The sequence below is a fragment of the Sulfurospirillum sp. SCADC genome, from assembly GCF_000743525.1.
Classification (GTDB): domain Bacteria; phylum Campylobacterota; class Campylobacteria; order Campylobacterales; family Sulfurospirillaceae; genus Sulfurospirillum.
The window spans coordinates 1-25,144 of record NZ_JQGK01000018.1 but is presented as its reverse complement, the minus strand read 5'-3'; the positions used below and the strand labels follow the sequence as shown (position 1 = coordinate 25,144).

At 40.1% G+C, this 25,144-nt stretch carries 27 protein-coding genes and 1 pseudogene; 22 read left to right on the top strand and 6 right to left on the bottom strand.

Annotated elements, in window-relative coordinates:
- The 14 genes from atpG (at position 1) to JU57_RS11360 (ending at position 11,202) form a co-directional block, all read left to right on the top strand.
- Complete coding sequence (gene atpG / locus JU57_RS11425; RefSeq protein ID WP_037961158.1) at positions 1-885, top strand: ATP synthase F1 subunit gamma; 885 nt, start codon at positions 1-3, stop codon at positions 883-885.
- A gap of 33 nt (positions 886-918) precedes the next feature.
- Positions 919-2,316, top strand: a complete 1,398-nt coding sequence (atpD, locus tag JU57_RS11420; RefSeq protein ID WP_037961155.1) for a F0F1 ATP synthase subunit beta — start codon at positions 919-921, stop codon at positions 2,314-2,316.
- Between the two features lie 19 nt (positions 2,317-2,335).
- Positions 2,336-2,731: an ATP synthase F1 subunit epsilon gene (gene atpC / locus JU57_RS11415; RefSeq protein ID WP_037961153.1), complete on the top strand. Its 396-nt coding sequence runs from the start codon at positions 2,336-2,338 to the stop codon at positions 2,729-2,731.
- A gap of 5 nt (positions 2,732-2,736) precedes the next feature.
- Positions 2,737-3,327, top strand: a complete 591-nt coding sequence (locus tag JU57_RS11410; protein ID WP_037961150.1) for a MotA/TolQ/ExbB proton channel family protein — start codon at positions 2,737-2,739, stop codon at positions 3,325-3,327.
- Positions 3,324-3,716, top strand: coding sequence for a biopolymer transporter ExbD (locus JU57_RS11405; RefSeq protein ID WP_037961148.1), 393 nt, complete (start codon positions 3,324-3,326; stop codon positions 3,714-3,716). The genes JU57_RS11410 and JU57_RS11405 overlap by 4 nt, the downstream gene beginning before the upstream one ends.
- Positions 3,717-3,721: 5 nt before the next feature.
- Entirely contained in the window at positions 3,722-4,495 is a 774-nt protein-coding gene (locus tag JU57_RS11400; RefSeq protein WP_037961146.1) for a TonB C-terminal domain-containing protein, read from the top strand.
- A gap of 3 nt (positions 4,496-4,498) precedes the next feature.
- Entirely contained in the window at positions 4,499-5,767 is a 1,269-nt protein-coding gene (tolB, locus tag JU57_RS11395) for a Tol-Pal system protein TolB (protein ID WP_294877231.1), read from the top strand.
- 66 nt (positions 5,768-5,833) lie between these two features.
- Positions 5,834-6,337, top strand: a complete 504-nt coding sequence (locus JU57_RS11390) for an OmpA family protein (RefSeq protein ID WP_037961144.1) — start codon at positions 5,834-5,836, stop codon at positions 6,335-6,337.
- A gap of 11 nt (positions 6,338-6,348) precedes the next feature.
- On the top strand, positions 6,349-7,263 hold the full coding sequence (locus tag JU57_RS11385; RefSeq protein WP_037961142.1) for a tetratricopeptide repeat protein: 915 nt from the start codon (positions 6,349-6,351) through the stop codon (positions 7,261-7,263).
- 109 nt (positions 7,264-7,372) lie between these two features.
- Positions 7,373-8,002 carry a peptidylprolyl isomerase gene (locus JU57_RS11380; RefSeq protein WP_037961140.1) on the top strand — a complete coding sequence of 210 codons (630 nt, stop codon included), beginning with the start codon at positions 7,373-7,375 and terminating at the stop codon, positions 8,000-8,002.
- Positions 7,899-8,753, top strand: a complete 855-nt coding sequence (locus tag JU57_RS11375; RefSeq protein ID WP_294877228.1) for a sigma 54-interacting transcriptional regulator — start codon at positions 7,899-7,901, stop codon at positions 8,751-8,753. The genes JU57_RS11380 and JU57_RS11375 overlap by 104 nt, the downstream gene beginning before the upstream one ends.
- A gap of 56 nt (positions 8,754-8,809) precedes the next feature.
- On the top strand, positions 8,810-9,733 hold the full coding sequence (gene fabD / locus JU57_RS11370; RefSeq protein ID WP_037961139.1) for an ACP S-malonyltransferase: 924 nt from the start codon (positions 8,810-8,812) through the stop codon (positions 9,731-9,733).
- 10 nt (positions 9,734-9,743) lie between these two features.
- Complete coding sequence (locus tag JU57_RS11365; RefSeq protein ID WP_037961136.1) at positions 9,744-10,445, top strand: 5'-methylthioadenosine/adenosylhomocysteine nucleosidase; 702 nt, start codon at positions 9,744-9,746, stop codon at positions 10,443-10,445.
- Entirely contained in the window at positions 10,432-11,202 is a 771-nt protein-coding gene (locus JU57_RS11360) for an ATP-binding protein (RefSeq protein ID WP_037961298.1), read from the top strand. Before JU57_RS11365 ends, JU57_RS11360 begins: the two co-directional genes overlap by 14 nt.
- A 79-nt stretch (positions 11,203-11,281) precedes the next feature.
- Here the strand turns inward: JU57_RS11360 and recO are convergent, their stop codons facing one another.
- Positions 11,282-11,899, bottom strand: coding sequence for a recombination protein RecO (recO, locus tag JU57_RS11355; protein ID WP_037961133.1), 618 nt, complete (start codon positions 11,897-11,899; stop codon positions 11,282-11,284).
- 239 nt (positions 11,900-12,138) lie between these two features.
- Between recO and gltB the strand changes: the two genes are divergently transcribed.
- Genes gltB through JU57_RS11315 form a run of 8 tightly spaced genes read left to right on the top strand, consistent with a single transcriptional unit; the run spans position 12,139 to position 22,407 of the window.
- On the top strand, positions 12,139-16,563 hold the full coding sequence (gltB, locus tag JU57_RS11350) for a glutamate synthase large subunit (protein ID WP_037961130.1): 4,425 nt from the start codon (positions 12,139-12,141) through the stop codon (positions 16,561-16,563).
- 1 nt (position 16,564) lies between these two features.
- Positions 16,565-17,947 carry a glutamate synthase subunit beta gene (locus JU57_RS11345; RefSeq protein ID WP_037961128.1) on the top strand — a complete coding sequence of 461 codons (1,383 nt, stop codon included), beginning with the start codon at positions 16,565-16,567 and terminating at the stop codon, positions 17,945-17,947.
- Positions 17,948-17,957: 10 nt separating this feature from the next.
- Positions 17,958-18,683 (top strand): inositol monophosphatase family protein, encoded by a 726-nt coding sequence (locus JU57_RS11340; RefSeq protein WP_037961295.1) that lies wholly within the window; start codon positions 17,958-17,960, stop codon positions 18,681-18,683.
- Positions 18,684-18,705: 22 nt separating this feature from the next.
- Complete coding sequence (gene accD, locus JU57_RS11335; RefSeq protein ID WP_037961126.1) at positions 18,706-19,584, top strand: acetyl-CoA carboxylase, carboxyltransferase subunit beta; 879 nt, start codon at positions 18,706-18,708, stop codon at positions 19,582-19,584.
- The gene (locus tag JU57_RS11330) at positions 19,581-20,036 is read left to right on the top strand and encodes a 23S rRNA (pseudouridine(1915)-N(3))-methyltransferase RlmH (RefSeq protein WP_037961124.1); all 456 of its coding nucleotides are present in this window, start codon (positions 19,581-19,583) and stop codon (positions 20,034-20,036) included. The genes accD and JU57_RS11330 overlap by 4 nt, the downstream gene beginning before the upstream one ends.
- A 53-nt stretch (positions 20,037-20,089) precedes the next feature.
- Positions 20,090-20,449, top strand: coding sequence for an RNA polymerase-binding protein DksA (gene dksA, locus JU57_RS11325; protein WP_037961121.1), 360 nt, complete (start codon positions 20,090-20,092; stop codon positions 20,447-20,449).
- Between the two features lie 12 nt (positions 20,450-20,461).
- The gene (locus tag JU57_RS11320; protein ID WP_037961118.1) at positions 20,462-21,472 is read left to right on the top strand and encodes a hypothetical protein; all 1,011 of its coding nucleotides are present in this window, start codon (positions 20,462-20,464) and stop codon (positions 21,470-21,472) included.
- Complete coding sequence (locus JU57_RS11315; protein ID WP_037961116.1) at positions 21,469-22,407, top strand: tRNA-dihydrouridine synthase; 939 nt, start codon at positions 21,469-21,471, stop codon at positions 22,405-22,407. Before JU57_RS11320 ends, JU57_RS11315 begins: the two co-directional genes overlap by 4 nt.
- Here JU57_RS11315 and JU57_RS11310 read toward each other — a convergent pair.
- The 5 genes and pseudogenes from JU57_RS11310 to JU57_RS11290 form a co-directional block, all read right to left on the bottom strand.
- Positions 22,401-22,763 (bottom strand): hypothetical protein, encoded by a 363-nt coding sequence (locus JU57_RS11310; RefSeq protein ID WP_037961113.1) that lies wholly within the window; start codon positions 22,761-22,763, stop codon positions 22,401-22,403. The genes JU57_RS11315 and JU57_RS11310 overlap by 7 nt on opposite strands.
- Complete coding sequence (locus tag JU57_RS11305) at positions 22,760-23,689, bottom strand: AEC family transporter (protein ID WP_294877218.1); 930 nt, start codon at positions 23,687-23,689, stop codon at positions 22,760-22,762. The genes JU57_RS11310 and JU57_RS11305 overlap by 4 nt, the downstream gene beginning before the upstream one ends.
- Before the next feature lie 6 nt (positions 23,690-23,695).
- Entirely contained in the window at positions 23,696-24,571 is an 876-nt protein-coding gene (locus tag JU57_RS11300) for a hypothetical protein (RefSeq protein WP_051906830.1), read from the bottom strand.
- Positions 24,568-24,879 carry a flagellar motor switch protein FliN gene (gene fliN, locus JU57_RS11295; RefSeq protein ID WP_025343889.1) on the bottom strand — a complete coding sequence of 104 codons (312 nt, stop codon included), beginning with the start codon at positions 24,877-24,879 and terminating at the stop codon, positions 24,568-24,570. Before fliN ends, JU57_RS11300 begins: the two co-directional genes overlap by 4 nt.
- Before the next feature lie 84 nt (positions 24,880-24,963).
- Positions 24,964-25,144, bottom strand: a pseudogene (locus tag JU57_RS11290) (IS982 family transposase); the annotation flags it as partial.

Below are 25,144 nucleotides of genomic sequence, written 5' to 3'. Positions count from 1 at the left end.
ATGGCAAACCTTAAAGAGATAAAAAGAAAAATTAAGAGTGTTCAGAATACTCAAAAAACAACACGCGCTATGAAGCTCGTTTCAACTGCAAAGTTAAAACGTGCCGAAATGGCTGCGAAGCAATCACGTGTGTATGCCGTTAAAATTAACGAAGTACTCTCCGAAATTGCTTATAAAATTAACCAGTACAAAAATGGTGCGGTTGAGAGTCGTTTTTTTGATAAAAATGAGACACCCAGCACGATTGATGTCATTTTTGTGACCGCAGATAAAGGTTTGTGTGGTGGTTTTAATATTCAAACCATTAAAGCCGTCCGTAACCTTTTAGCTGAATATGGAAACCAAAATGTAACCGTTCGACTTCGTGCTGTTGGAAGAAAAGGTATGGCATTTTTCAATTTCCAAGGAACTGAGCTTTTGACCTCCTATGCAGGCGTAAGCTCATCTCCAAGTTATGAAAAAGCACAAGAGATTATTAAAGGTGCAATTGATGATTTTGTTGAGGGGAAAACTGACAAAGTGATCTTGATCCATAATGGATATAAAAATATGATTTCACAAGAGTTGAAAATCGTGGATGTTGTACCCGTACAATCTCCTCTTGAAACGCTTGAAACAAGCTCCTTAATGGAATTAGAGCCTGATGAAAGTGGTGAAGAGATTTTGGATTCATTGTTACAAAAATATTTTGAATACAATATGTATTATGCACTTATTGATTCACTCGCAGCTGAACACAGTGCAAGAATGCAAGCAATGGAAAATGCAACCAACAATGCCAAAGAGCGTGTTGGTATTTTAACATTGGCATACAATAAAGCTAGACAAGAGTCTATTACTACTGAGCTCATTGAGATTATCAGTGGTGTAGAATCTATGAAATAAACTGTTTTGCAAAAAATAAAAGGAGAATATTCAATGAATGGATTAATTAGCCAGATTATGGGTCCAGTTGTTGACGTCGATTTTAATGGCTACCTTCCTAAAATCAATGAAGCGATTGAAGTGAATTATGAAGTTGAAGGCAAGAAGCAACGTTTGATTCTTGAAGTAGCAGCACATTTAGGCGACAACCGTGTAAGAACAATTGCGATGGATATGAGTGAAGGTTTAACAAGAGGAATCAGTGTTAAAGCTTTAGGTAATCCTATTCAAGTTCCTGTCGGTGAAGAGGTTTTAGGACGTATTTTTAACGTCATTGGTGATGTTATCGATCAAGGTGAGGATGTTTCAAGAAAAACACTTTGGTCTATTCACAGAGAGCCTCCAAAATTTGAAGAGCAAAGTACAAAATCTGAAATTTTTGAGACAGGTATCAAAGTCGTTGACCTCCTTGCCCCTTATGCAAAAGGTGGTAAAGTTGGACTCTTCGGTGGTGCGGGTGTTGGTAAAACCGTTATTATTATGGAACTCATTCACAACGTTGCGTTTAAACACAGCGGATATTCTGTATTTGCAGGTGTTGGCGAACGAACGCGTGAAGGAAATGATCTTTACCATGAGATGAAAGACTCTAATGTTTTGGACAAAGTTGCACTGTGCTATGGACAAATGAGTGAGCCTCCAGGAGCAAGAAATAGAATTGCACTTACGGGTCTTACAATGGCTGAGTACTTCCGTGATGAAATGGGTCTTGATGTATTGATGTTCATCGATAACATTTTCCGCTTCTCACAATCAGGTGCTGAAATGTCTGCACTTCTTGGACGTATTCCTTCAGCGGTTGGTTATCAGCCAACGTTAGCGAGTGAGATGGGTAAATTCCAAGAGAGAATTACATCGACTAAAAAAGGTTCAATTACCTCTGTTCAAGCCGTTTACGTACCAGCGGATGACTTAACCGATCCTGCTCCTGCAACAGTATTTGCTCACTTAGATGCAACAACCGTCCTTAACCGTGCAATTGCTGAAAAAGGTATCTACCCAGCGGTTGATCCACTTGATTCAAGTTCACGCATGTTGAATCCAGAAATCTTGGGTGCGGAACACTATACTGTATCGCGTGGTGTACAAGCCGTACTTCAAAAATACAAAGACCTTCAAGATATTATTGCTATTCTTGGTATGGACGAGCTGAGTGAAGAAGACAAAGTTACGGTTGATCGTGCTCGTAAAATTGAAAGATTCCTTTCTCAACCATTCTTCGTTGCAGAGGTATTTACCGGAAGCCCTGGAAAATACGTTACGCTTGAAGAGTCCATTGCTGGCTTTAAAGGTATCTTAGATGGTAAGTATGATGATTTACCAGAAGCTGCTTTTTACATGGTCGGAAGTATCGAAGAAGTGATTGAGAAAGCTGCAAAACTAAAAAACTAAGAAGCGATAAGGTTAAAAAATGAATACATTAAAATTGGAAATTGTGACTCCATCTGGTCAAATTTTCGCCAACGATGTAAAGAGTGTTACGCTTCCAGGTAAAGAAGGTGAGTTTGGTGTTTTACCAAACCACGCCTCCTTGGTAACGCTTTTACAAGCAGGTGTCATTGATATTGAACTCCAAGATGGAAACCATGACGTTGTCGCTATTAATTGGGGACATGTTAAAGTCGATGAAAACTCTGTGACTGTTTTAGCCGATGGAGCAGTCTCAATTGGTGGAATCAACGAAAGTGAAGTTGCCAAATCATTAGAAGCTGCTAAAGCACTTTTAGAGAGTATTAGTGATTCCGATATTGCTATTGCTATTGCGACAGCGAAAATCGACTCTATTGCAAAAACAAGGAAATTTTAAATCTTATGTCATCTGCTGAATTGTTCTTGAATTATTTTGCAAGAAGTGGTTTTTTTACATGGGTAATTTTAATCTGGCTATCTGCCTATTTTATTATTACATGTGGTATTTTTTTTAGTAGATACTTTTATCTTGGATATTGGCTTTCCATTGAAAAAAATTCGTTAGAGTCCATGCTGATGGGTTCAAAGAATGTACGCGATGATTCAATCTTGCGAAAATGTTCAAGTACAGCAGGAGCTTCTGAAAAACTATTAAATGTGTGTAAAAATGTTGCTGAAAAAAATGCAACAAGTGGTTTATGGATGCTCTCCATTATCGCTTCAACCGCACCTTTTATTGGTTTGTTTGGAACGGTTGTCTCTATTTTGGAGACATTTAGTGGTTTAGGGCAATCAGGTAGTGCATCGTTAGGTGTGATTGCACCTGCCATTAGCGAAGCTTTAGTTGCAACGGCTACAGGTATTTTTGTTGCGATTCCTGCTTACAGTGCCAATCTCTTTCTTCGTCGAAAAGCGTATGAAGTGATTGTTTATGTACAAAGGGAAGTGGATATTTTACTTTCAGCCAATGAGATACGAAGAGATAACGCATGATGAGTCAATTGGACGAAGTTCCTGAGTTAAACATTACGCCACTTGTAGATATTATGTTGGTTTTGCTCGCCATTTTAATGGTGACAACACCTGCCTTGGTCTATGAAGAGGTGATAAAACTGCCTGATGGTAGTAAATCCTCTGTTGTGAGCAAACTCCCAGAACTCGAGATTAGAGTGACCAAAGATAAAAAAGTCTATATCAAAAACGATAGTTTTATGCTTGCCGAATTTCCTGATAGTTTCATGATGCAAAAAAGTAAATATCCTCTTAAAAGTATTGTCTATATCAAGGCTGACGAAGGTCTCTCTTATAAAGACGTTATGTTTGTGCTCAAAACAATTAAACAGGCTGGTTTTACAAACGTATCTTTAGAAACGAATGGATAAATATTGTGTCGAGTGTGAATAGATATGCCTCTCTTGGATGGACATTGTCCATCCTTCTCTACATCTGCTTGTTATTTTGTCTTGCTTATGTCTTAAACTCGCACAAAGATACGCTTAAAAATTATACTTCTCAAAAAGATCCGATGAATGTTGCTTTGGTTGAGCGTAAGAAAAATGATTCTGAAAAGCTTAAAGAGGAACGAAAAAAGGAAGAGGTTGAAAAACCTGTTGTAAAGCCGGTTGAAAAACCTGCTGAAGAGAAAAAAGTTGCCTCTTCCCCGAAAGAAGCAGTCAAAAGTCAGTCACTTCGTGGTCTTTTTGAGGATATTAATACGTCTAAACTTCCTAAAGAAGCAAAAGAGCAAAAGAAAGATCAGACAACACCTACACGCGTGAAGCCCAATAAAGATGAGACAAAAGAGAAGAGCGAAAGTGCTGCGTCTAAAATTGCAAACTCCTTGAATTTTTCAGAGCAAAAGCATTTAGTCGACACAAAAAAAGGTGGGGAGTACGATCCATTTATTGGTAAAGTACAAGAGATTTTGGAAGAGAATTGGCAAAAGACCGTTGATACGGAGAACGGCAATGTTGCGAAGGTCGTAATTAAGGTCAGTGATCAAGGCACCTTTAGTTACAAAATAGCTTCGTTGTCTTATAATAATGAATTTAATACAAAGCTCAAAGAGTTTTTACATGTAATGGAAAGTGTCGAGTTTCCAAAGTATGAAAAAGGTCCATTATTTGAGATGCAAGTTGAATTTAAAGATATAAAGGAGTAAATCATGATTAAAAAACTCGTCGTTTTCTTATGTTTAACACTGATGTCGTTTGCGGGTGATGCAACGGTAGAAATTGTTAAAAAAATAGATGTACTTCCCAAAATTGCGGTACAAGATGCAAGCCCAAAAAATGTTGATTTAGAGTCAAGAAGAAGTTTTTTTAAGCTTATAGCAGGTGATTTACGTGTGAGCAGCCATTTTAATGTTCTTGATGATTATCTGCAAAGTAGTTATGAAGGTGGGCCATTAGAGAACTTCCTCTCTGATAAAAAAGTAGATATGATCTTACGTTTTAGTCTCACGCAAGATCTTAATGCGGCTACTGCAAATGTAAAATTGATTAACGCTAAGACAGGCGTAACAACTTTTGAGAAAGTGTATAGCATCACGGATAAAAAAAGAAATCCTTTTTTAGCGCACAAAATTGTTGTGGATGTGAATGATCAAGTAGGCGCACCATCGGTTAAATGGATGGAACAATCAGTGATTTTTGCACGCTATACAGATGCTAAAAAGAGTGAGATTGTCATTTCTGACTACACGTTGAGTTATACGAAAATAGTGGTAACGGGTGGACTGAATATCTTTCCTAAATGGGCGAATGCTGATCAAAGCGCTTTTTATTATACCTCGTACAGTGGTGCTGAGCCGACAATATACCAATATGATTTAAAAACAGGGGGTAGAAAAAGCATTATTTCAAGCCCTGGTATGGTTGTTTGTTCGGATGTCTCAAAAGATGGAACAAAACTTCTTTTAACCATGGCGCCTAAAGATCAAGCCGATATTTACATCTATGATATTTCAACCCGAAAAATCAGTAAAATTACAGATTATTCAGGGATTGATGTCAATGGTAATTTTATTGATGATGATAAACGTATTGCCTTTGTCTCTGATCGTTTAGGAAGTCCCGATATTTTTGCACAAGGTATTTACGATAAAAGCTTTGAAAAACTCGTTTATCATGGTAAAAATAAGAACTCTATTTCAACGTATGATAATTATATTGTTTATTCGAGCAGAGAAGCGGACAGTGAATTTGGTAGAAATACGTTTAATCTCTATTTGATTTCAACAAAAACAGATTATTTGAGACAGTTAACGGCAACAGGAGAGAATCTTTATCCACGTTTTGCAAAAGATCCTGATACCATTATGTTCATTAAACAGTTTGGAAATCAGAGTGCATTGGGCATCATTCGCCTTAATGCGAACAAAACGTATCAATTTCAGTTAAAAACTGGTAAACTTCAGTCAATTGACTGGTGATTTTTTTAAAAAAATGTGCTATAATTCCGAAGTTTTTAAATTTGAACTTTTAAAAAGGATCTAATAATGGGTAAATTAGCTTTAACAAGCTTAGCGGTAGCGGTTTTGGTTTTAACAGGTTGTAGCCAAAAAAGTCCAGAAGTCGATATGACTAAAGGAACTAGTGATACAAAAGGTGCATCAACAAATGATGGTATGAGCGCTCTTCAAAAATTGATCGCTTCTTTAGAGGCTAACTCTAAAACAATTTATTTTGATTTTGACAAATACACTATCAGAAAAGATCAACAAGCTAACATTGATGCAAACGCTGCATTGTTCAACTCTACAGAAGCAAAAAGCTTCTCCATCAAAGTTGAAGGTAACTGTGACGAATTCGGTACAGACGAATACAACTATGCACTTGGTCTTAAAAGAGCAAAAAGTGTTAAAGATGGTTTAGTTGCTAAAGGTATGGTTGCAGATAGAGTAACGGTTGTAAGTTATGGCGAAAGCAATCCTGCATGCACAGAGCACAATAAAGATTGTTGGTCTAAAAACAGAAGAGCAGAATTTAAAGTTCTTCCATAATCTTTGTTTGAATGAAAAAACAGATTTTTCTATTTTCGATAGCGTTGCTGCCTATGGCAGCGCTATCGAGTGAACCCTCAGCCTTTGGATCCAGTGATTCTAGTAGCGCCACTAGCAATACCTCCTATAGTAATACTGTCAGCGTTACTGACATGAAACCTCAAAACAGTCAAAAAATAGCAACCATTAATGAAACCGTTGTCAATAATAAAACAGCTCTGAGTAATGTTTCTGAAGAGTACGAGGGAATGCGTTCAGTTATGGAAAGTTATGCAACTAAAATTGCCAAACAAGATGAAAAAATGCGCCAGCTCGAAGAGGAAAATAAAAAACTTAGAGAGTATGTTGAAGAGAGCCGTAAGATTCAAACCGAAAATCAAGATAAAATCAAAGTGGTTGTTGGTGAACTTGGAACGTTGATTGATTCTATCAATAAAGACTATGTTCCAAAAGATAAATTTGATCAACTTGCGAATGAAGTAAGGGGTAACAAGAGCAGCGCTTCTAAGACGACTACTGCGCCTGAACCCGCTAAAAAAGAGACCCCCTCAAAAACGATTTCTGCTAAAGAATTAAGCACTAAAGATAGCGCGACATTGATTAAAGAAGCGGATGATTATTTTGATAAAAAATCGTATACTGAAGCACAAACGCTCTATACAGAACTCTTAAATCGTAACTATAAACCTGCAAAAGTCAATTTTACACTTGGCGAAATAGCATACAATCAAAAGTCTTATGCCAAAGCGATTGAATACTATAAGTCCAGTATTTCACTTTTTGATAAGGCTGCTTACACCCCAACACTTCTTTATCATACAGGTGCTTCTTTTGAAAAGCTTGGAAAAACCAAAGATGCACAAGGTTTTTACAAAGCGCTTAAAGAGAATTATCCTGATTCCTCTGAAGCAAAAAAAATTAAATAACTTTTTTTATACACCTCTTTGCCCAAAAAATAGACTTAACGCTTTCGCCTAAGGGCATATACAACAAACTTATGCTAAAATCCCCTGTTTATAAATTAAGGGAGAAAATATGAGTATTAGTGATAATCAAGTAGTTTCAATCCATTATGAGCTTAGAAATGTTGATAGTGGTGAAATTTTAGATAGTAATATTAATGCAGCACCACTCTCTTTTATTGTTGGAAAAGGTCAAATTATTCCAGGATTAGAAGAGAAAATTAAAGAGCTTAAAGCTGGTGAGAACGCTGACATTAAAGTAGTTGCAGCTGATGCCTATGGTATTTACGATGATAAAGCTGTTCAAACATTACCAAAAGAGCAATTTGCTGGACTTGAGCTTCAAGTTGGCATGACGCTTTATGGTCAAGGTGAAAATGGTGAGACGGTTCAAGTAAGTGTTAAAAGCTTTAATGACGAAACCGTTGAAATCGATTTTAACCATCCTTTAGCGGGACAAGATCTTTTATTTGCAATTAGCATTCTCGAAGTACGTGATGCAACGGCTGATGAAATTTTAAACGGTTATGTTGGCGGTGCTTCTGGTGGTTGTGGATGTGGTTCAGGTGGCAGTTGCCACACTACAGATGATGACGAACATGAATGTTGCGGTGGACACGATCATGATCATGAGCACGGTGAAGGTGGATGCTGCGGCGGTGAAAGTCACTCCCATGGTGGCGGATGTTGTGGATCACACTAATTATATAGCCAAGTCAAGAGCCTCTATGGAGGCTCTAAAATCTGCGAATCTTCTCAAAAGTGTTACGATTAATGCACTGATATTGGGGGAAAGTGGTGTCGGCAAACAAACGCTTGCCAAACACATTATTTCAGCTCCTATTGTCGATGCGAGTGCTTTCAATGAGCTTTTAGCGCTTATTGAAACGAACAGTAGTCTCATCGTCAAAAATTTTCACAAAATTACCAATTATAAAAAACTCAAAATCACCTTGGATGTGCATAAAACACGTATTATTGCCACGTCTAGTTTGCCGATTGGTGAACCCTTGATGGACGAATTTTTCAGCCTTAAAATTGTGATTCCACCGCTTCGAGAACGTCTTGAAGATGTGAACCCATTGATGGAAAAATTTGCCTCTGAAGCGTGCATGATGTTTGATGGAGAGTTTGGTGCAGCACCTTCACTGGATGAAATCACACCCGATTTGAGCAAAAATTGTTACTCCCTGAGACGATCGGTTTACAATGCGTATTTGATGAACTCTTTTGGTGAAGAGGAAATTTTAGCAATGATGGAGCGTTTTTTATCAGGGCGCATTGGTGGGCGAAATGATTACCGTGATTTGCTCTACCTTTTTGATGTTCCTATGATCAAAAGTGGTTATACCAAATTTGGCTCCCAACTTGCCATCAGTGAGAAATTTGGACTCAATCGAAATACCCTTCGTAAAAAAATCAACGATTACAAAGACAGACTAAAAATAGACTAGATGTGTGCATTTGTACCTGTGCAAAAGCTTACATGTAAAACATAAAAGGTTCATCAATGAATAATACTATCTTTATATTTCCCGGACAAGGTAGCCAAAAAATAGGCATGGGAAAAGATTTTTATGACAACGCTCCTCTTGCAAAAGAGATGATCGAAAAAGCAAGTCAGCGCGTAGGTTTTGACTTTACAACGCTTTTGTTTGAAGAGAACGATAGATTAGACCAAACAGAGTTCGCACAGCCTGCTATTTTATTGGTCAGCCTCATCGCACATCGCCTCTTTAGTGAACAGTGCAAACTCATTCCTCAATCCGTTCTAGGTCATTCTCTTGGTGAATTTTCGGCGTTGAGTGCTGCTGGTGCTATGGATTATCTTGATGCGGTAGAGCTTGTACACCAACGAGGTCTTTTGATGAAGCAAGCGTGTGAGGGCATCAATGCTGGCATGATGGCGCTTCTTGGCTTGGATGATGCAAGTGTTGAAACGCTTACATGTAAAGAACGTGAGCTTGGTAAAAAAGTGTGGGCGGCCAATTACAATGGCGATGGACAAATTGTTATTGCGGGGAATAAAGATGATTTAGCATCCTTAGAGCCTCTTTTTAAAGAAGCAGGTGCTAAAAAAGCGGTTTTACTTCCGATGTCCGTCGCAAGCCACTGTCCACTTTTAAGCGCTGCTCAACCAAAACTCGAAGTGTATTTGGAACAATGGATTCAAGAGAGTTTTGCAATGCCTGTGATTTCCAATGTAACAGCGCGTGCATACCACAGTAAATCAGAGGCAAAAAAACTCCTCTCAGAGCAGTTAGTTTCGCCGGTTAAATACAAACAATCCATTTTACATGTAGAAAATTCGACAGACTCGTTTATTGAATTTGGAGGCTCTGTCCTTAAGGGGCTTAATAAACGCATTTCTCAAAAGCCAACGCATAGCATTACCGATATGAAAAGCTTAGACGAAGTGCTCGCACTTTGTTAAAAGGAAAAAGATGAAAATAGCCATTATGGGTGCGATGGTCGAAGAGATCACGCCACTTTTAGAGTTTTTTGGAAACTATGAAACGATTGAGCATGCCAAGAATCGTTACTATACCACGTCGTATAAAGGAATGGATTTAGTCATTGCGTACAGTAAAATCGGTAAAGTCAATGCGAGCCTGACCGCTTCAACCTTGATTGAAAAATTTGGAGCGCAAAAGCTTCTTTTCTCAGGTGTTGCAGGCGCACTCAACCCTTCCCTTAAAGTGGGCGATCTGCTTGTGGCAACCAAACTGGCTCAACACGATCTTGATATAACTGCATTTGGCCATCCTCATGGTTACGTGCCAGAAGGTTCTGTGTATGTTAAAACCGATAAAGCACTTACAGCGTTGGCTCAAAAAGTAGCCTCTGCTCAAAACATTAAATTGCTTGAGGGCATTATTGCGACAGGCGATCAATTCATCTGTGATGGTGTGAAAAAAGAGTGGATTTACACGACCTTTAATGCGGATGCAACCGAGATGGAAGGCGCTTCGGTTGCTGTGGTGTGTGACGCTCTGAATGTTCCTTTTTGCGTGCTTCGTGCCATCAGTGATGCTGCTGATATGGATGCAGGATTTAGTTTTGATGAGTTCTTAGTGAGCTCCGCTAAAGAGAGTGCTCAGTTTATTATCGCGATGTTGGACGAACTTGCTCATGATCGAAATTAGTAAACGCCTTTTACGCACCGCAGGGCGCACCAATGCCCACTATAACCTTATCAACGAGGGCGATAAGATCTTGCTAGGACTTAGTGGGGGCAAAGACTCCCTGAGCCTTGCACATGTTTTAAAACACATGCAACGCGTTGCTCCGTTTGATTTTGAGTTTAAAGCAGTGACCATTGCCTATGGCATGGGTGAAGATCTTCAAACATTGCACAATCACTGCCTGGAACACGAGATCGATCATAAGATCGTGGATACGAAGATTTTTGAGCTTGCACAAGATAAGATTCGTGAAAACTCATCTTTTTGTAGCTTTTTTTCGCGTATGAGACGAGGCGCACTTTACACTTACGCGCTTGAGCATGGTTATAATAAACTTGCTCTTGCACACCACCTTGATGATGCCGTGGAGAGCTTTTTTATGAACTTCTCACACAATGGAGCACTTCGTTCTATGCCGCCAATCTACAAAGCGCAAAATGGTTTACAGGTTATTCGTCCGCTCATTCATGTAAGAGAGCGTCAACTGCGCGATTGTGCCATGGATGCTAAGATGCCTGTAATTGGGGATGAGGCGTGTCCTGCAATGCGTTTTGATGTCAAAATGCCGATTATGCGCGCACAAACCAAAGAGATGCTTGCCAATATGGAAAAACAAAATCCTGATCTTTTTATCTCACTCAAAAAAGCATTTGAAAATATCCAAACGTCAAGTTTTAGCGATTCACGCTTTTTAGACCAAACTGTAGAACAAGCATAAATTTCTGCTTCGAAAGAAGCAAGCTTCAGTGCATAGCGCAGCGTAGGCTGTTAGGTTTTACCTAACAGTCGTGTCAAGATCAAAACCCTTCCAATAAAATTTTCCATAGCACATCGATCTGCTCATCATCCAGTGCTATAGTACTCTGCTCTTCAAACAATTGCTTTACATGTAAAAGATCGAAGGTCTGATTCCACGCACACAGTTTATGTGCAGGTAAGAAGCCTCGAATCAGTGTTAAATCATTTTCAATGCGCTCATCGCAGTTAAAACAGATAAAATCATCGTGCAATCTCCCCTCATAAATCAACAGTTTAATATACGCCTCAATGGCAATACGCTTCGGGTTCTGTTTTTGCCAGATGGCAGAACATGCTTCTAAAAGATCGAAATAAAAACCATCAATCGTTGCTACATCTTTGAGATGCGTGTAAAAAAGCCGAATAAAAGGCTGCCAAATCAACATGCGTTCCCTTTGGTTATTCCAAGGCGTTCCTAAGTGCATAATGGAGCGAAGTTGAGGGATGGATGACTTGAGAGAGGGAATCGCTTCAAAATCAATTTTATAGCCTAAATGAATCGTAGAGTGACGGGCACCGTAAAATCTATAAAGGGTTTTAATGCTAGTTTGGGTTAAAATGGTGACAATTAAATCTTCGTCTTTGACCCGATTCAAATTGATGATGTATCCTTGCATAGGGAATTTTAGCATCTCAATATTTGATTATTATTAAAATTTAAAATTAATTATTGATATTTATATTAATTAATTTATTGACAATTAATATAAATTAAGGTATGAAAATGCTATAAACATCGAAAAACAGTGTTTAATTGAAAAATAAGCATTATTCATGTATTATCCTTCGCTTTTAGCTTAAAAATTTGTCAGATTTCGTCAGAATTTTGATGAAAATTCCACAAAAGGCTTGTGAAATGGATCTTATTACAGGATTTAAAGACAACTGCGGTTTTGGATTAATCGCAAACATACAAAACATTCCAACCCATGAAAATGTCGAAGATGCTATCACGGCATTAGAGCGAATGATGCACCGAGGTGCCATTGCTGCTGATGGGAAAAGTGGTGATGGTAGTGGACTTCTCTTTTCGATGCCAGACAAGTTTATGAAAAAAGAGGTGCATAAACTAGGTATTGATCTTCCAAAGCAGTTTGCGGTTGCTATGATTTTTTTAACAACCGATGAACAAAAAAGAATTTTTGAAGAGACCTGTGAACAAAACGATCTTAAAGTCCTTTTATACCGCGATGTTCCTGTAAAAACAAAAGCCCTTGGAAAATTAGCCCTTGATTCTTTGCCTCAAATCGTTCAAGCATTCGTAACGCCTTCTTCTCTCGTGGCAACCAAACGTTTTGAAGCCCTCTTGTATTTGACACGCAAGATGGTTGAGCGAAGGCTTGTGAATGAGCCTGATTTTTACATTGCCTCTTTTTCAAGTAAGGTGATTTCGTACAAAGGTTTGGTGATGCCAACCTACATCAAAACTTTTTTTCCAGACCTGAGCGATGTTGATTTTAAAGCAACCTTTGCCCTTTTTCACCAACGTTTTTCAACCAATACATTACCCAAATGGAAACTCGCACAACCGTTTCGCACGCTTGCGCATAATGGCGAGATTAACTCTATTTCAGCCAATCGTTTCTATGCCCAAGTCAAAAGTGAGTGCATCAAAAGTGCTATCTTTTCTGATGAAGAGTTGCAAAAATTGTATCCTCTTACGACCAATGACGTGAGTGACAGTGCCAGTTTGGACAATATGTTTGAATTTATGCTGATTAATGGATTTGATTTTTTCAAAGCAGTACGCTCACTGATTCCAGCACCATGGCAAAATGCGCCGCATATGGACTCAGAGCTTCGCGCCTTTTATGAATTCTCCAGTATCAACTTTGAGCCATGGGATGGTCCAGCGGCTATCTCTTTAACCGATGGTCGTCATATTGCCTGTGTTTTAGATAGAAATGGTTTAAGACCGGCTAAATATATCATTACCAAAGATGATCGTATCATCATCTCTTCAGAGTATGGTGTTTTGGATATTGAAGAAGAGAATATCATTGAACGTGGTCGTCTGCAAAGTGGTCAAATGATCGGTGTCGATCTTAAATTTGGCAAGATCATGAAAAATGATGACATCAATGACTACCTCAAAAGTTCAAACACCTATACGGAGTGGTTGAACAAAGGGCTTGTGTATCTGCAAGAGTTTGTGGACATCCCTTTTTCAAAAACAACAGACTATGTACGTGAAAACTTGGAACTTGAGCAACGCTACTTTAACATCACGCAAGAAGTGAAAAACATGGTCATTGAACCTATGATGAAAGATGGCAAAGAGGGCGTTGGCTCCATGGGTGATGACACCCCAATGGCCGCTTTCAGCAAAGTCCAACGCAATTTTAGCGACTATTTCAAACAAAAATTTGCACAAGTGACCAATCCACCGATTGATCCGATTCGTGAAAAAGTGGTCATGAGTTTAAATACGAGCTTTGGTGAGATTCGCAACATTTTAGAAGAAGATCAAGAACATGCGATACGCATCAAATCGATCTCGCCTATTTTAATGCAAGAAAAGTACGAAATCTTAGACTCCTTTGGTGATCCAAGCAAAGCGCGCTACAAAGACGAGTATAAAAATCGCTATTTCTCAACACTATTTGAAGACAACCTCAAAGGCAGTCTTGAAGATTTAGCCTATGATATTGCCCAAGCGGTTAAAAATGATGGTATTCGCATTATTTTCTTGGATGATCGTGGTATGACAAACAAACTTAAACCGATGCCAATGATTATGGTGATTGGTCGTGTGAACCAAGTATTGTTGGATGAAGGCGTTCGTTCACTCACCTCGATTATCGCCATTTCGGGTGAAGCGATCGATACGCATTCGTGTTCCTGTATGATGGGCTTTGGCGCGAGTGCTATTTATCCTTATTTACTCTATGCCACTGTGTTGGACGAGGGTAAAAAAAGTGAAATGGGTGCGTATGAGATCAAAACCAAACTTAAAAATGTCAATCATGCTTTAGGGCAAGGACTGTTAAAAGTCATGTCTAAAATGGGTATTGCGACCATTGCATCGTATAAAAACTCAGCACTCTTTGATGTTTTGGGTCTTGGCAAAGATGTGGTACTTGAGTGTTTTGATGGTGCGATTTCATTGATTCCAGGCTTGGGTTATGAAGATGTGGAAGAGCGTTTAAGTCGAAACCATCATTTAGCGTATGAACTTAATGTTAGTAAAAAGCTTTTTCCTCTTGAAATTGGTGGTTTTTACAAATACATTGATGGGCAAGAGTACCATGATTATCATCCCAATGCAATTCATGCGATTCACAAAGCAACCGTCACAGGTGATAAAAAAGATTTTCAAGAGTTTACCAAATTGATCAATCATCGAGGATTCAAGATGATCCGCGATTTCTTTGAACTCAAATCCGATCGAGAACCCATTGCTTTGGATAAAGTCGAATCCAAAGAGGCCATTTTCAAACGTTTTTCAACTGCAGCGATGAGTTTAGGCTCCATCTCTCCTGAAGCGCATGAAGCTTTGGGTGAAGCGATGAATAAGATTGGTGGTATGAGTAACTCTGGTGAGGGTGGTGAAGCGCCTGAGCGTCTTAAGAGTAACAAAAACTCACGCATCAAACAGATTGCATCGGGTCGTTTTGGTGTGACACCTGAGTATTTACGCTCCGCCACAGAGATTCAGATCAAAGTGGCGCAAGGTGCAAAACCAGGTGAGGGCGGTCAGCTTCCAGGGCATAAAGTAACGCCACTGATCGCGAGTCTTCGCTACACGATTCCTGGTGTGACGCTCATTTCACCTCCTCCTCATCACGATATTTATTCGATTGAGGATCTGGCACAGCTTATTTTTGATATGAAACAGATCAATCCTGAAGCGATCATTACGGTTAAATTGGTTTCAACGGCAGGGGTCGGAACGATTGCGGCAGGTGTGGCTAAAGCGTATGCCGATAAGATCATCATCTCTGGCGGTGATGGTGGTACGGGTGCAGCGCCACTTACTTCGATCAAATTTGCAGGTAACCCATGGGAAATTGGCTTAAGTGAGGCGCACAATGCCCTTAAAGCAAACCACTTAAGAGACAGCGTGCATTTACAAACCGATGGTGGATTAAAAACGGGTCTGGACGTCATCAAAGCAGCCCTTTTGGGTGCTGAGAGTTATGCGTTTGGAACACTCTCTTTAACGATTATTGGATGTAAAGTGCTGCGTGTTTGTCACTTAAACCGCTGTTCAGTGGGTGTGGCAACCCAAGATGAGAAGCTTAGAGAGCATTTTGTAGGGACAGTCGATAAGCTGATCAATTTCTTTACACTTTTAGCAGAAGACGTAAGAGAAATTCTTGCACACCTTGGCTACACGCATATGGAAGAGATTATTGGGCGCAGTGATCTTCTAAGCGTAATCGATGATGCGTTTGCGAAGAAGTTTGATTTTTCTTCCGTTCTGATGCGACTAGAAGGTCCAGATACGCATAATGGCAAATCAAATGATCCGTTTGATAAAAATGAATTTGAGAAAGAAATTTTAAAAGATGTGTATAAAGTCATCGAAAATCCCGATGAAAAAATAGTCTTGCACAAAAGTATTAGCAACACCAACCGTAGTTTTGGAACGCTCATCAGTGGTGAAATCGCGAAATTTTATGGCAATAAAGGGCTTAAAGATGACAGCATCGTCTTTAGGCTCAATGGTGTTGCTGGGCAATCGTTGGGAGCATTTTTAGCCAATGGGATTAGTATTAACCTTAAAGGCACTGCCAATGATTATGTCGGTAAAGGCATGAATGGCGGTAAAATTGTCATCGCTCCCAAATACCAAGGCCGAGACTACGCGTGTGCAGGCAATACCTGTTTGTACGGTGCGACGGGTGGAAAGCTTTACATCGCAGGCAATGTTGGGGAGCGTTTTTGTGTGCGAAACTCTGGTGCCACGGCTGTGGTTGAGGGCACGGGAGATCATGCGTGCGAGTATATGACCGGTGGATTGGTCGCCATTTTAGGTAGTACGGGCGTCAATTTTGGTGCAGGTATGACGGGTGGCGTCGCATTTATTTACGATGAGACACGTGATTTTATCGATAAACTTAACCAAGAATTGGTGATTGCAGAGCGTATTGATACGGATGATATGGATGAGGCGCGTCACTTTCTGAAACGACTGTTACGAACCCATATTAACGAGACAGCCAGTTTTAAAGCAACCCATATTTTAGAAAATTTCCGCCATGCGGTAAGAGATTTTTGGATAGTGCGACCTAAAGATATGACGAAGGTACCACTCAATCCGGAGCAAGGAGACTAAGATGCAAAATTTTGTGAATGAAGAGAGATGTGAGCCACGCAAACGCTCAACCGGTGATAGAGTCAAAGATTTTAAAGAAATTTATGAAATTTTGAGTAAAGAAGATGCCTCTTTGCAAGCCGATCGCTGTATTCAATGTGGCGATCCTTTTTGCCATAGCAAATGTCCTTTGCACAATTACATCCCCTTTTGGCTCAAAGCCACGAGTGCGATGAAGCGTGATTTAGCGTTTAATCTCTCCAATGAGAGCAATCCGTACCCTGAAATTACAGGGCGAATTTGCCCTCAAGATCGTCTCTGCGAAGGCGATTGTACACTCAATGATGGACATGGCGCGATTACCATTGGCGCGATTGAGACCTTTATCTCTGAAGAGGGATTTAAAAAAGGGTTGAAGCCTAGTTTTCCAGGCATCACGACGAAGAAAAAAGTTGCCATCATCGGAGCGGGCCCTGCTGGACTTGCTTGTGCGACTTATCTTTTGCGCGCAGGTATTGCGGTCAGCATGTATGAGAGACAAAATAGAGCAGGCGGACTTTTAACGTACGGAATTCCCGGCTTTAAACTCGATAAAGAGGTTGTCGCACGTCGTGTCAGATGGCTTCAAGATGCGGGAATGGATTTACATGTAAACACCCATGTTGGCAAAGATGTCAACTTTGATGACATCGCGCACAGTCATGATACGCTCTTTTTAGGTTTGGGAGCAGAGACTCCACGAAAAGCAAACGTTGCCAATGAAAATGCCAATGGTGTTTTTATGGCGATTGATTTTTTACGCTCCATTCAGAAAAAATTATTCAGTGAGAGTTACGATAAAAAATTTGAAGTCAAAGGCAAAAACGTTGTGGTCATCGGTGGTGGTGATACCGCGATGGACTGTCTCAGAACCTCCATTCGTGAAGGTGCTAAAAGTGTCACCTGTCTTTACAGACGCGATAAATACAATATGCCTGGCTCCAAAAAAGAGTTTAAAAACGCCATTGAAGAGGGTGCTGAGTTTGTTTACAATGTAACACCAAAAGAGATTTTGGTCAACTCTGAGGGGCAAGTGATTGGGATCGATATGCACAAAACGATTTTGGGTGCGAAAGATGCGAGCTGTCGTCAATGCGTTGAGATCGTTAAAGGTGGGGATTTTAGAGTAGATGCGGACGTCATCATCTTCGCGCTTGGTTTTACGCCCAGTGTGCCCACATTTTTAGCAGAAAACGGCATTGAGGTCAATAAATCTGGCTGTATTGTTGTGAACCATGCGTACCAAACCAGCAAATCCGGTGTCTACGCAGGCGGTGATTGTAAACGAGGCTCTGACCTTGTGGTAACGGCTGCGAAAGAGGGCAGGGAAGCTGCGCTTAGCATCATCAAAACATTGCTTGGATAATGAGCCTCGTGTGAGCTTTTTAAACGCGGCACTTCGTGCAAATGAAGCGCTCTTTGAGCTTTTACATGTAAAAGGATTAGACGCGTCGCATCACCACCTTTTTGCCGTTGGTGCCGGTGGTGATGTGAGTGCTGGCATTGACCTTGAAGCGGAGCAGATTTTCATCAAACATCTTTTGCCATTTGGTGAAATTCTCTCCGAAGAGAGTGGGGTGATTCCTAGTCCCAATGCGCATGCTCGCATCATCCTTGACCCGATTGATGGCAGTGACAATCTGCTTTCCCATCTTCCCTATTATGGTACCTCCATTGCCTATTTTGAAAACGAAAAATGTACCCAAGCGATCATCACCAACTTAGCCAATGGCGATGTTTTTATCAAAGATGCAATGGGTTTACGCCAAGGAAAATTAGCTCAAAAAAGCTTTGAAACGGTTACGTGTAATGCCTTTTCCAAGGTAGGAATTTTTGAGCGATCTTACTGTTCTAAAAGGGCGCATGAGAAGCTGCACGATGCCAAAATAAAGTACCGCTCCCCAGGTGCTTTTGCCCTCTCTCTTGCCTATGCACACGATGTTTCTTTTGTCTTGTATGAAGGTGTTATGCGCTCCTACGATGTCGAAGCGGGACTGTTTATGTGCGAAGATTTGCGCACCTATTATGAGGGAGATATTTTTCTCGTAAGCAAAGATAAGGAAATTTTCGATAAAATAAAAAGTTTATTTATAAGCAATTAGCTTTCAAAGAGGATAAAAACCGATGCGATTTGCAGAAATTTTCTCTAAAATCCGAAAAACGCAATCTGCTCCAAGTGAAGCACCAAGCCACTGGGTCAAATGCACTGCGTGCCAATCTTTAATGTATTACAAAGAGATCGAACAACGTTTTAATGTCTGTCCAAAGTGTGGTTTTCATATGCGTATCTCTGCAAAACAACGTATTGAACAGCTCTGTGATGAGAGAAGCTTTGTTGAGTTTGACACCAATCTCATACCCATTGATCCTCTCAAATTTGTGGATAAAAAATCGTACAAAAAACGTATCGAAGAGGCGCAAGAAAAAACGGGCAAAAACTCTTCTGTCATGTGTGGTTCATGTACGATTGAAGGCGTATCTGCTCAGATTGTTGTCTTTGATTTTGCTTTTATGGGCGGAAGTTTGGGCTCCGTTGAAGGCGAAAAGATTGTAAGAGCTATCAACCGTGCTATTGCCAACAAAGAGGGCGTGATTATCGTGAGTGCAAGTGGTGGTGCGCGTATGCAAGAGAGCACCTTCTCCTTGCTTCAAATGTCTAAAACATCTGCTGCTCTCACCAAACTCGCCGATGCTAAACTGCCCTATATCTCCATCCTCACCGATCCTACGATGGGCGGGGTTAGTGCATCGTTTGCCTTCTTGGGCGATATTATCATGGCAGAACCAGGCGCACTTGTGGGATTTGCAGGACAAAGGGTTATCAAACAGACCATTGGAGCCGATTTACCAGAAGGTTTCCAAAAAGCAGAGTTTTTGTTATCTCATGGTTTGATCGATATGATCGTGACGCGTACCGATATGAAAAAGGTGGTTGCAGACTTGTTGAAGCTTTTGGGTGGCAGTTGTCAAAACGATGCGTTTGAGTTAAGACTCAAAGCATGAATGTAAGGCTCTTTACGATTGAGAAAAGCAGTGATAAGGCGCTAGACGCTATCTCTTGCGAATACAGTAAAATGATCTCTCGCTTTGCCAAAGTCGAAGAGATCAAGATCTTTAATAAACAGATTGCCTCTGCTCAGATGATCGGAGAGAGGGAAGCGAGAGCTTCGTACACAAAAGCGTACGAATCCCATTTAAAAGGGTACAATGTTGCACTTGATGTGGAAGGCGAACAGCTTAGCAGTGAGCAATTTAGCACACTGTTTGATGAAGATGTGAACATTAACTTTTTTATTGGGGGTGCTTTTGGGTTTGAAGAGGGTTTTTTACGTCAAACTCAAAAGATTATAAGTTTAAGTAGATTAACATATGCGCACAAAATTGCGAAAGTGGTTTTATTTGAGCAGATTTATCGGGGATTATGTATAAAAAACAACCATCCCTACCATAAATAGTTGATTATAATGCAGGTTTATTTCAGGTTAATTTTTTGTAAAGGAAACAAAGGATGAGAGAACACGAGCTAAAGCACTTTGAAGATCTTCTAAAAGAGAGAAGAGTTCAAATTAAAAAAAATATCGAAGACTCGATGCGAGAGATCGAAGATCTTAAAGATACCGATGTAGGCGATGAAGCAGATCATGCTTCGGTCAGTACTGACCGTATGATTGAACAAGCGATTAGTGCACAACAGATGAAAGAGCTCAACGAAATAGAGTTTGCACTCAACAAGATTCGAAATGGCAGTTATGGCATTTGTGAGATGTGTGAAGAAGATATAGGATTTCAACGTCTCAAAGTAAAACCACATGCGCGCTACTGCATTGTGTGCCGTGAGATCATTGAGAAATCAGCAAAAAATAAATAGGTAGGAAAAGCCATGGGAATCAAACGTTATATCCTTGCAACGCTCATTTATATGTTAGCCATTGGACTGTATGTTTATAGTTTTAATGGTGAAAGTTATACCCTTGAACTGTTTGGTCTCTCATTAAGCTTTCCTATAGCGTTTTGGGTGCTTATCCCTGTTCTCTTCTTGGCAATAGGTTCTATCGGACATTTGGTATTTTACAATTTCAAAGATTTTCTCTATAAAAGAGCCTTGAAAAAAGACTATGAGTTGTTTCAAGAGTCAGCTAAAAATCGTATTTTAGGTGAAGAGGTTACGACTTCGTATAAAACTGATGGATTTAAATTTGCGGGCAAAGTGCTTCAAAGTATGCGCTTTGATGCAAGCCTTCCAACATCATTTATTGAAGAAGAGGTGGCAAAAGCATGTGCGGTTGCGATCAGTGTTGCAAACGGCAACTACGAAGATTTGAAAAAATATAAGCTATCTAAAACCAATCCTCTTGTGGCTCAAAACAGTATCAATCGTCTTAAAATTGAGCCTCGCTTTGCACTTGAAGTGCTGAAAAACTGTAAAGAGCTTAACAGTGAATTGTGTCACAAAGCGTATGAAGCATTAGTTGATTTTGCTAGTTTCAATGAAATTAAACGGTATGATTTTCCAACCGATAAAGATGCGTTTACCCGTATGATGAAGCGTTACTTAGACGCAGATGATAGTTTTGAGATGGATATTAAATCGATTGAAGATATGCTAGAGCAGTTTAAAGCCGATAGGACAGATTACCTAGAGCTTGCACGCGAAATGAAGATGAAGTTAACGCCAGATGCGTTGATTGCTCTTTTTGAAAAACTTTACAACTCAAAAGGTACGGTTGCGGCAGATGCGTATTTATACGTGCTGTATGATCTTCAAATGATTGATAAAATTCGTGAATTGCTCCTCAATTCTGACAATGAAGAGTTTGTTAAATTTAAAACCATTATGTTCTTACGTGACCATGGTAAAAGTATCGACATCGACAAATTCTTGCACGCATGAATCACGAGATAGACTTTAGTAAGGGCATTTTAGCCCTTGCACCCCTTGCTGGCTTTACCGACCTCCCGTTTCGTTCCGTTGTTAAAAAATTTGGGGCTGATGTCACCTTCTCGGAGATGATCAGTGCGAATGCGCTGCGTTATGGCTCTGAAAAAACCTTTAAGATGATCACCAAATCGCCCTTAGAAACGCCCTACATCGTCCAAATTGCAGGATCAGACCTTGTGTCGATTAAAGAGGCGGTATTGGCACTCAATGACATCGAAGGCATCGATGGGATCGATCTGAATTGTGGCTGTCCTGTGCCTAAGATCATCTCTCAGGAGGCAGGGTCATCGTTGCTTCTCAATCTTCCGCATATGCAAAAGATTATTGAAACGATTAAGACCCATTCGAACAAACGCTACACCAGTGCTAAAGTACGTCTGGGATTTACGACCAAAATTCCTGAAGAGATTGCACAAGCGTGTGAGAGTGCAGGGGTTGATTTTATGAGCATGCACGGGCGTACGCGTGCAGGAGCCTACAAAGCCGAAGTGGACTACCAAGCCATAGCACGTGCGCGCGCGTCTGTGAAGATTCCTTTGATTGCCAATGGCGACATTACAAGCTATGAAAAAGCCTTACATGTAAAAGAGATGACAGGATGTAATAGCCTGATGATTGGGCGAGGTGCGGTAGGCAATCCATGGATTTTTTATCAGATCAAAAATGAGCTTACCCATGTTGAAAAAACCACAATCTTAGAAATCGTCTTAGAGCATTTCGATGCGATGGTCGATTTTTATGGTGAGAAGGGACACTCCATTTTCCGTAAACATTTACACACGTACTCGAAAGGTTTTCGTGAAGCTTCTGAGTTTAGAGATAAAATAAACCGAATAGAAGATGATGCGTTGATGCGAGACGCTATAGAAACTTTTTTCGCTCAATAACCGTCATTAAAACCTTGCGCTTTGTGTTTCTCTTTTTTATAACTTCCTCGATACTTCTCTTTTTCTAACAAATTAGCCTCTTTTAAGAGGCGTTTGTGTGTCTCTTCGATGTCGATTCCTTCTAGGTTTACAATGCTATTGGAAACCAAGTTGGCATAATTTTGCAGTCCATTAGTATAGGTCGAATCGAGTCTTATTGGATCAACTTTTTTTAAAGTTTTAAGCCCTTTTTCGGCACGTTTCACAAATAAGCCAAAATCAAAATTTTCATTTTTAAGCGCACTGACACAACTGCCTAAAAAGCGTTCAAGCGCTCTGATGTATTTAACGCGAGCGTCTTTGTCGTTGATATTCATGGCATACTCACGATGTTAAGATAGTGTAAAAGGTTGCTGATAAGAATAAAAAAGGGTATAAAAACCAAGGAAGTGAAAAAGACCAAGAGGGTCACATCTAAGGGTTTGCACTCATACAACGCGGCTAAATTTACATTGGTGACCGCCAGCGGTACAATCAGTTCGATAAAAATAAGAGTCGCAACCATCGGCTCTAAATCAAGCAGTCCATAAAGAATCCAACCGGCAATCAGTGGTGTGATCCCAAACTTGATAATGCTTACATGTAAAAGGAGTTTCACATTGATGCTGCGAAGTTTGATGTTGTAAAGGTACATACCAAAAATGACCAGTTGAATGACCATCGTGCAGTACGCTCCCATCTCTAAAGGAATACGCATCGCAGGATGAAGGTGAATCTCAAAAATGTTCATTAAAAGAGCCAAGGAGGCAAACCAGATCACAGGTAATTTGACGATGTTCAGAAGCGATTGTTTGATGCTAAAGTTGCCTCTAGAGTAGAAGAAGACACCGAGGGTATAGACGATAAAGACATTGGTGATGTTAATCATGCTCATGTATAAAATAGACGCATCTCCAAAAAGCGCAATGCCCAGTGGAATACCAAGATTGCCCGTATTGCCAATAATCACACAGATGGTGATGATAGACTTTTCTTTAATGTCCTCTTTGAAAAAGATAAACGCAATGAGGGAGCTTATCAGCACGCAGATTAGCGAAATCGTTAGGTACCAAAAGGGTGCTTCAAGGAGTGAAAACTCAATCGGACGGCTAGAGAGTCCCCAAAACGAGAGCATGGGTTGTAAAAAATAGATTGAGAGAAGGATCATCCCTTTTTCATTCATCTCCTCTTTGAGCATCCTCTTTGCCATAAATCCTAGAAAGATGAAGGCGTAGATGGACAAGATGGAGATAGCGATGGTCATACGGTCTTAACGCAGCTCGTCTATAGGAGTGTAATCGGCTGAAGCCTTATTTTTATAGGTGCTGAGTTTATTGTCTTGAAGTTTGAGGTAGTCATCCAACCGTCTACGATTTTCCTCAAAAACCTTTTCAAAATCGGTGTCATCTTTGACTTCACCATCTTTAAATTTCTCTAAAAGAACGTTAGAATTTCCTGTCATGACAAGGTATTTGATGGTGCCGTATTCAAAAAGAACCACACTGTTCTGGTTGTCAATCTGTTTTTTATGCAGCAGCGTTACCTCTTGTTGTGTGCCTGTTTTTGGGTTGAAAAGCCATGATTTACCGCCCTTTTGAGCAGCGGCATTGGATGGTTTGATCGTTTGAATCGCTAAACGTTTTTTAATCCAAAACATCACGATCACCAAGAAGAGTAAAATGGCAATCACAATAATATAGCGTGTGTCGATCAGATCAACCGACGAAGAGGAGGGTACGGTTTGAAGGGATGAACTGAGCGTCTCTGATGAGCTTTGTGTCGGTGCTTGCATCACACTACTGCGAATGCGAAGCCCAAAACCATCAACGGTTTTAGAGGCAATAACACTCACTTTTTTATCGCTTTTAAGCACCACTTTAAGGGTATTGTTTTTTTCAGGAATGATGGTGAGTTCTTGAATGATGTTAGAATTAATACTCTTTTCGATCATCTTGTCATAGCCAAGATCGTTGATCGTAAGTGTAATGGACGTTGCATCATTTTTTTGAGAGATACTGCCTTCATGAGGCGCATCAAATGAGAGCATCACATCCACGCGATCACTTCGCTCATACACATTGTAGGTCAATAAATTAGACGCATTGACCCATGAAAGTAACACGAGGAGTGCGACGAAAAGTCTCATACGTTCTCTTTTTTAAAGTATTGGATGACGGTTTTGGAATCTAAAATTTCATTGATACGGATCGCGAGGTTTTTCTCATACACCATGACCTCTCCTTTACCAAAGATTTTGTTGTTGATGTAGAGTTCCACACTTTCACCCGCAGGTTTTTCAAGGTCGATGACCGAACCTTTTTCAAGCTTTAAAAGTTTTTGAATTGTAATATTGGTCGTGCCAAGCTCTGCCACAAAATCGACATTAATGTCTAAAAGATTTTCAAATCCTGAGAGAAGTTTGCGTGCGACATACTCTTGATCGACTGCGTCCAATGCTATTCCTTTACAGATGGTTAAGCTAACAAAGCAAAAACTCTTCCAAACCTTGGTGTATACGTCTTATTATAACCCAAACTGCTAGTTAAACAGTAGAGCTTTTTTGTCATCAGCAAGCTTCAAAAAACAATTGATAGCATAAGCGGTGATGAAAAGTTTGAGCTTGGTTAAGAAGCCACCAATGGTTGTAGCCTTAATGACTTTACCAAATTTAGCTGTTATCATAGAAAAGGCCGTTTCAACGCCTTTTCTGATTCTACGC

Coding starts and splice junctions, on each gene's coding strand:
- atpG (WP_037961158.1), top strand. CDS start 1: ATGGCAAACCTTAAAGAGATAAAAAGAAAAATTAAGAGTGTTCAGAAT.
- atpD (WP_037961155.1), top strand. CDS start 919: ATGAATGGATTAATTAGCCAGATTATGGGTCCAGTTGTTGACGTCGAT.
- atpC (WP_037961153.1), top strand. CDS start 2,336: ATGAATACATTAAAATTGGAAATTGTGACTCCATCTGGTCAAATTTTC.
- JU57_RS11410 (WP_037961150.1), top strand. CDS start 2,737: ATGTCATCTGCTGAATTGTTCTTGAATTATTTTGCAAGAAGTGGTTTT.
- JU57_RS11405 (WP_037961148.1), top strand. CDS start 3,324: ATGATGAGTCAATTGGACGAAGTTCCTGAGTTAAACATTACGCCACTT.
- tolB (WP_294877231.1), top strand. CDS start 4,499: ATGATTAAAAAACTCGTCGTTTTCTTATGTTTAACACTGATGTCGTTT.
- JU57_RS11390 (WP_037961144.1), top strand. CDS start 5,834: ATGGGTAAATTAGCTTTAACAAGCTTAGCGGTAGCGGTTTTGGTTTTA.
- JU57_RS11385 (WP_037961142.1), top strand. CDS start 6,349: ATGAAAAAACAGATTTTTCTATTTTCGATAGCGTTGCTGCCTATGGCA.
- JU57_RS11380 (WP_037961140.1), top strand. CDS start 7,373: ATGAGTATTAGTGATAATCAAGTAGTTTCAATCCATTATGAGCTTAGA.
- JU57_RS11375 (WP_294877228.1), top strand. CDS start 7,899: ATGAATGTTGCGGTGGACACGATCATGATCATGAGCACGGTGAAGGTG.
- fabD (WP_037961139.1), top strand. CDS start 8,810: ATGAATAATACTATCTTTATATTTCCCGGACAAGGTAGCCAAAAAATA.
- JU57_RS11365 (WP_037961136.1), top strand. CDS start 9,744: ATGAAAATAGCCATTATGGGTGCGATGGTCGAAGAGATCACGCCACTT.
- JU57_RS11360 (WP_037961298.1), top strand. CDS start 10,432: ATGATCGAAATTAGTAAACGCCTTTTACGCACCGCAGGGCGCACCAAT.
- recO (WP_037961133.1), bottom strand. CDS start 11,899: ATGCAAGGATACATCATCAATTTGAATCGGGTCAAAGACGAAGATTTA.
- gltB (WP_037961130.1), top strand. CDS start 12,139: ATGGATCTTATTACAGGATTTAAAGACAACTGCGGTTTTGGATTAATC.
- JU57_RS11345 (WP_037961128.1), top strand. CDS start 16,565: ATGCAAAATTTTGTGAATGAAGAGAGATGTGAGCCACGCAAACGCTCA.
- accD (WP_037961126.1), top strand. CDS start 18,706: ATGCGATTTGCAGAAATTTTCTCTAAAATCCGAAAAACGCAATCTGCT.
- JU57_RS11330 (WP_037961124.1), top strand. CDS start 19,581: ATGAATGTAAGGCTCTTTACGATTGAGAAAAGCAGTGATAAGGCGCTA.
- dksA (WP_037961121.1), top strand. CDS start 20,090: ATGAGAGAACACGAGCTAAAGCACTTTGAAGATCTTCTAAAAGAGAGA.
- JU57_RS11320 (WP_037961118.1), top strand. CDS start 20,462: ATGGGAATCAAACGTTATATCCTTGCAACGCTCATTTATATGTTAGCC.
- JU57_RS11315 (WP_037961116.1), top strand. CDS start 21,469: ATGAATCACGAGATAGACTTTAGTAAGGGCATTTTAGCCCTTGCACCC.
- JU57_RS11310 (WP_037961113.1), bottom strand. CDS start 22,763: ATGAATATCAACGACAAAGACGCTCGCGTTAAATACATCAGAGCGCTT.
- JU57_RS11305 (WP_294877218.1), bottom strand. CDS start 23,689: ATGACCATCGCTATCTCCATCTTGTCCATCTACGCCTTCATCTTTCTA.
- JU57_RS11300 (WP_051906830.1), bottom strand. CDS start 24,571: ATGAGACTTTTCGTCGCACTCCTCGTGTTACTTTCATGGGTCAATGCG.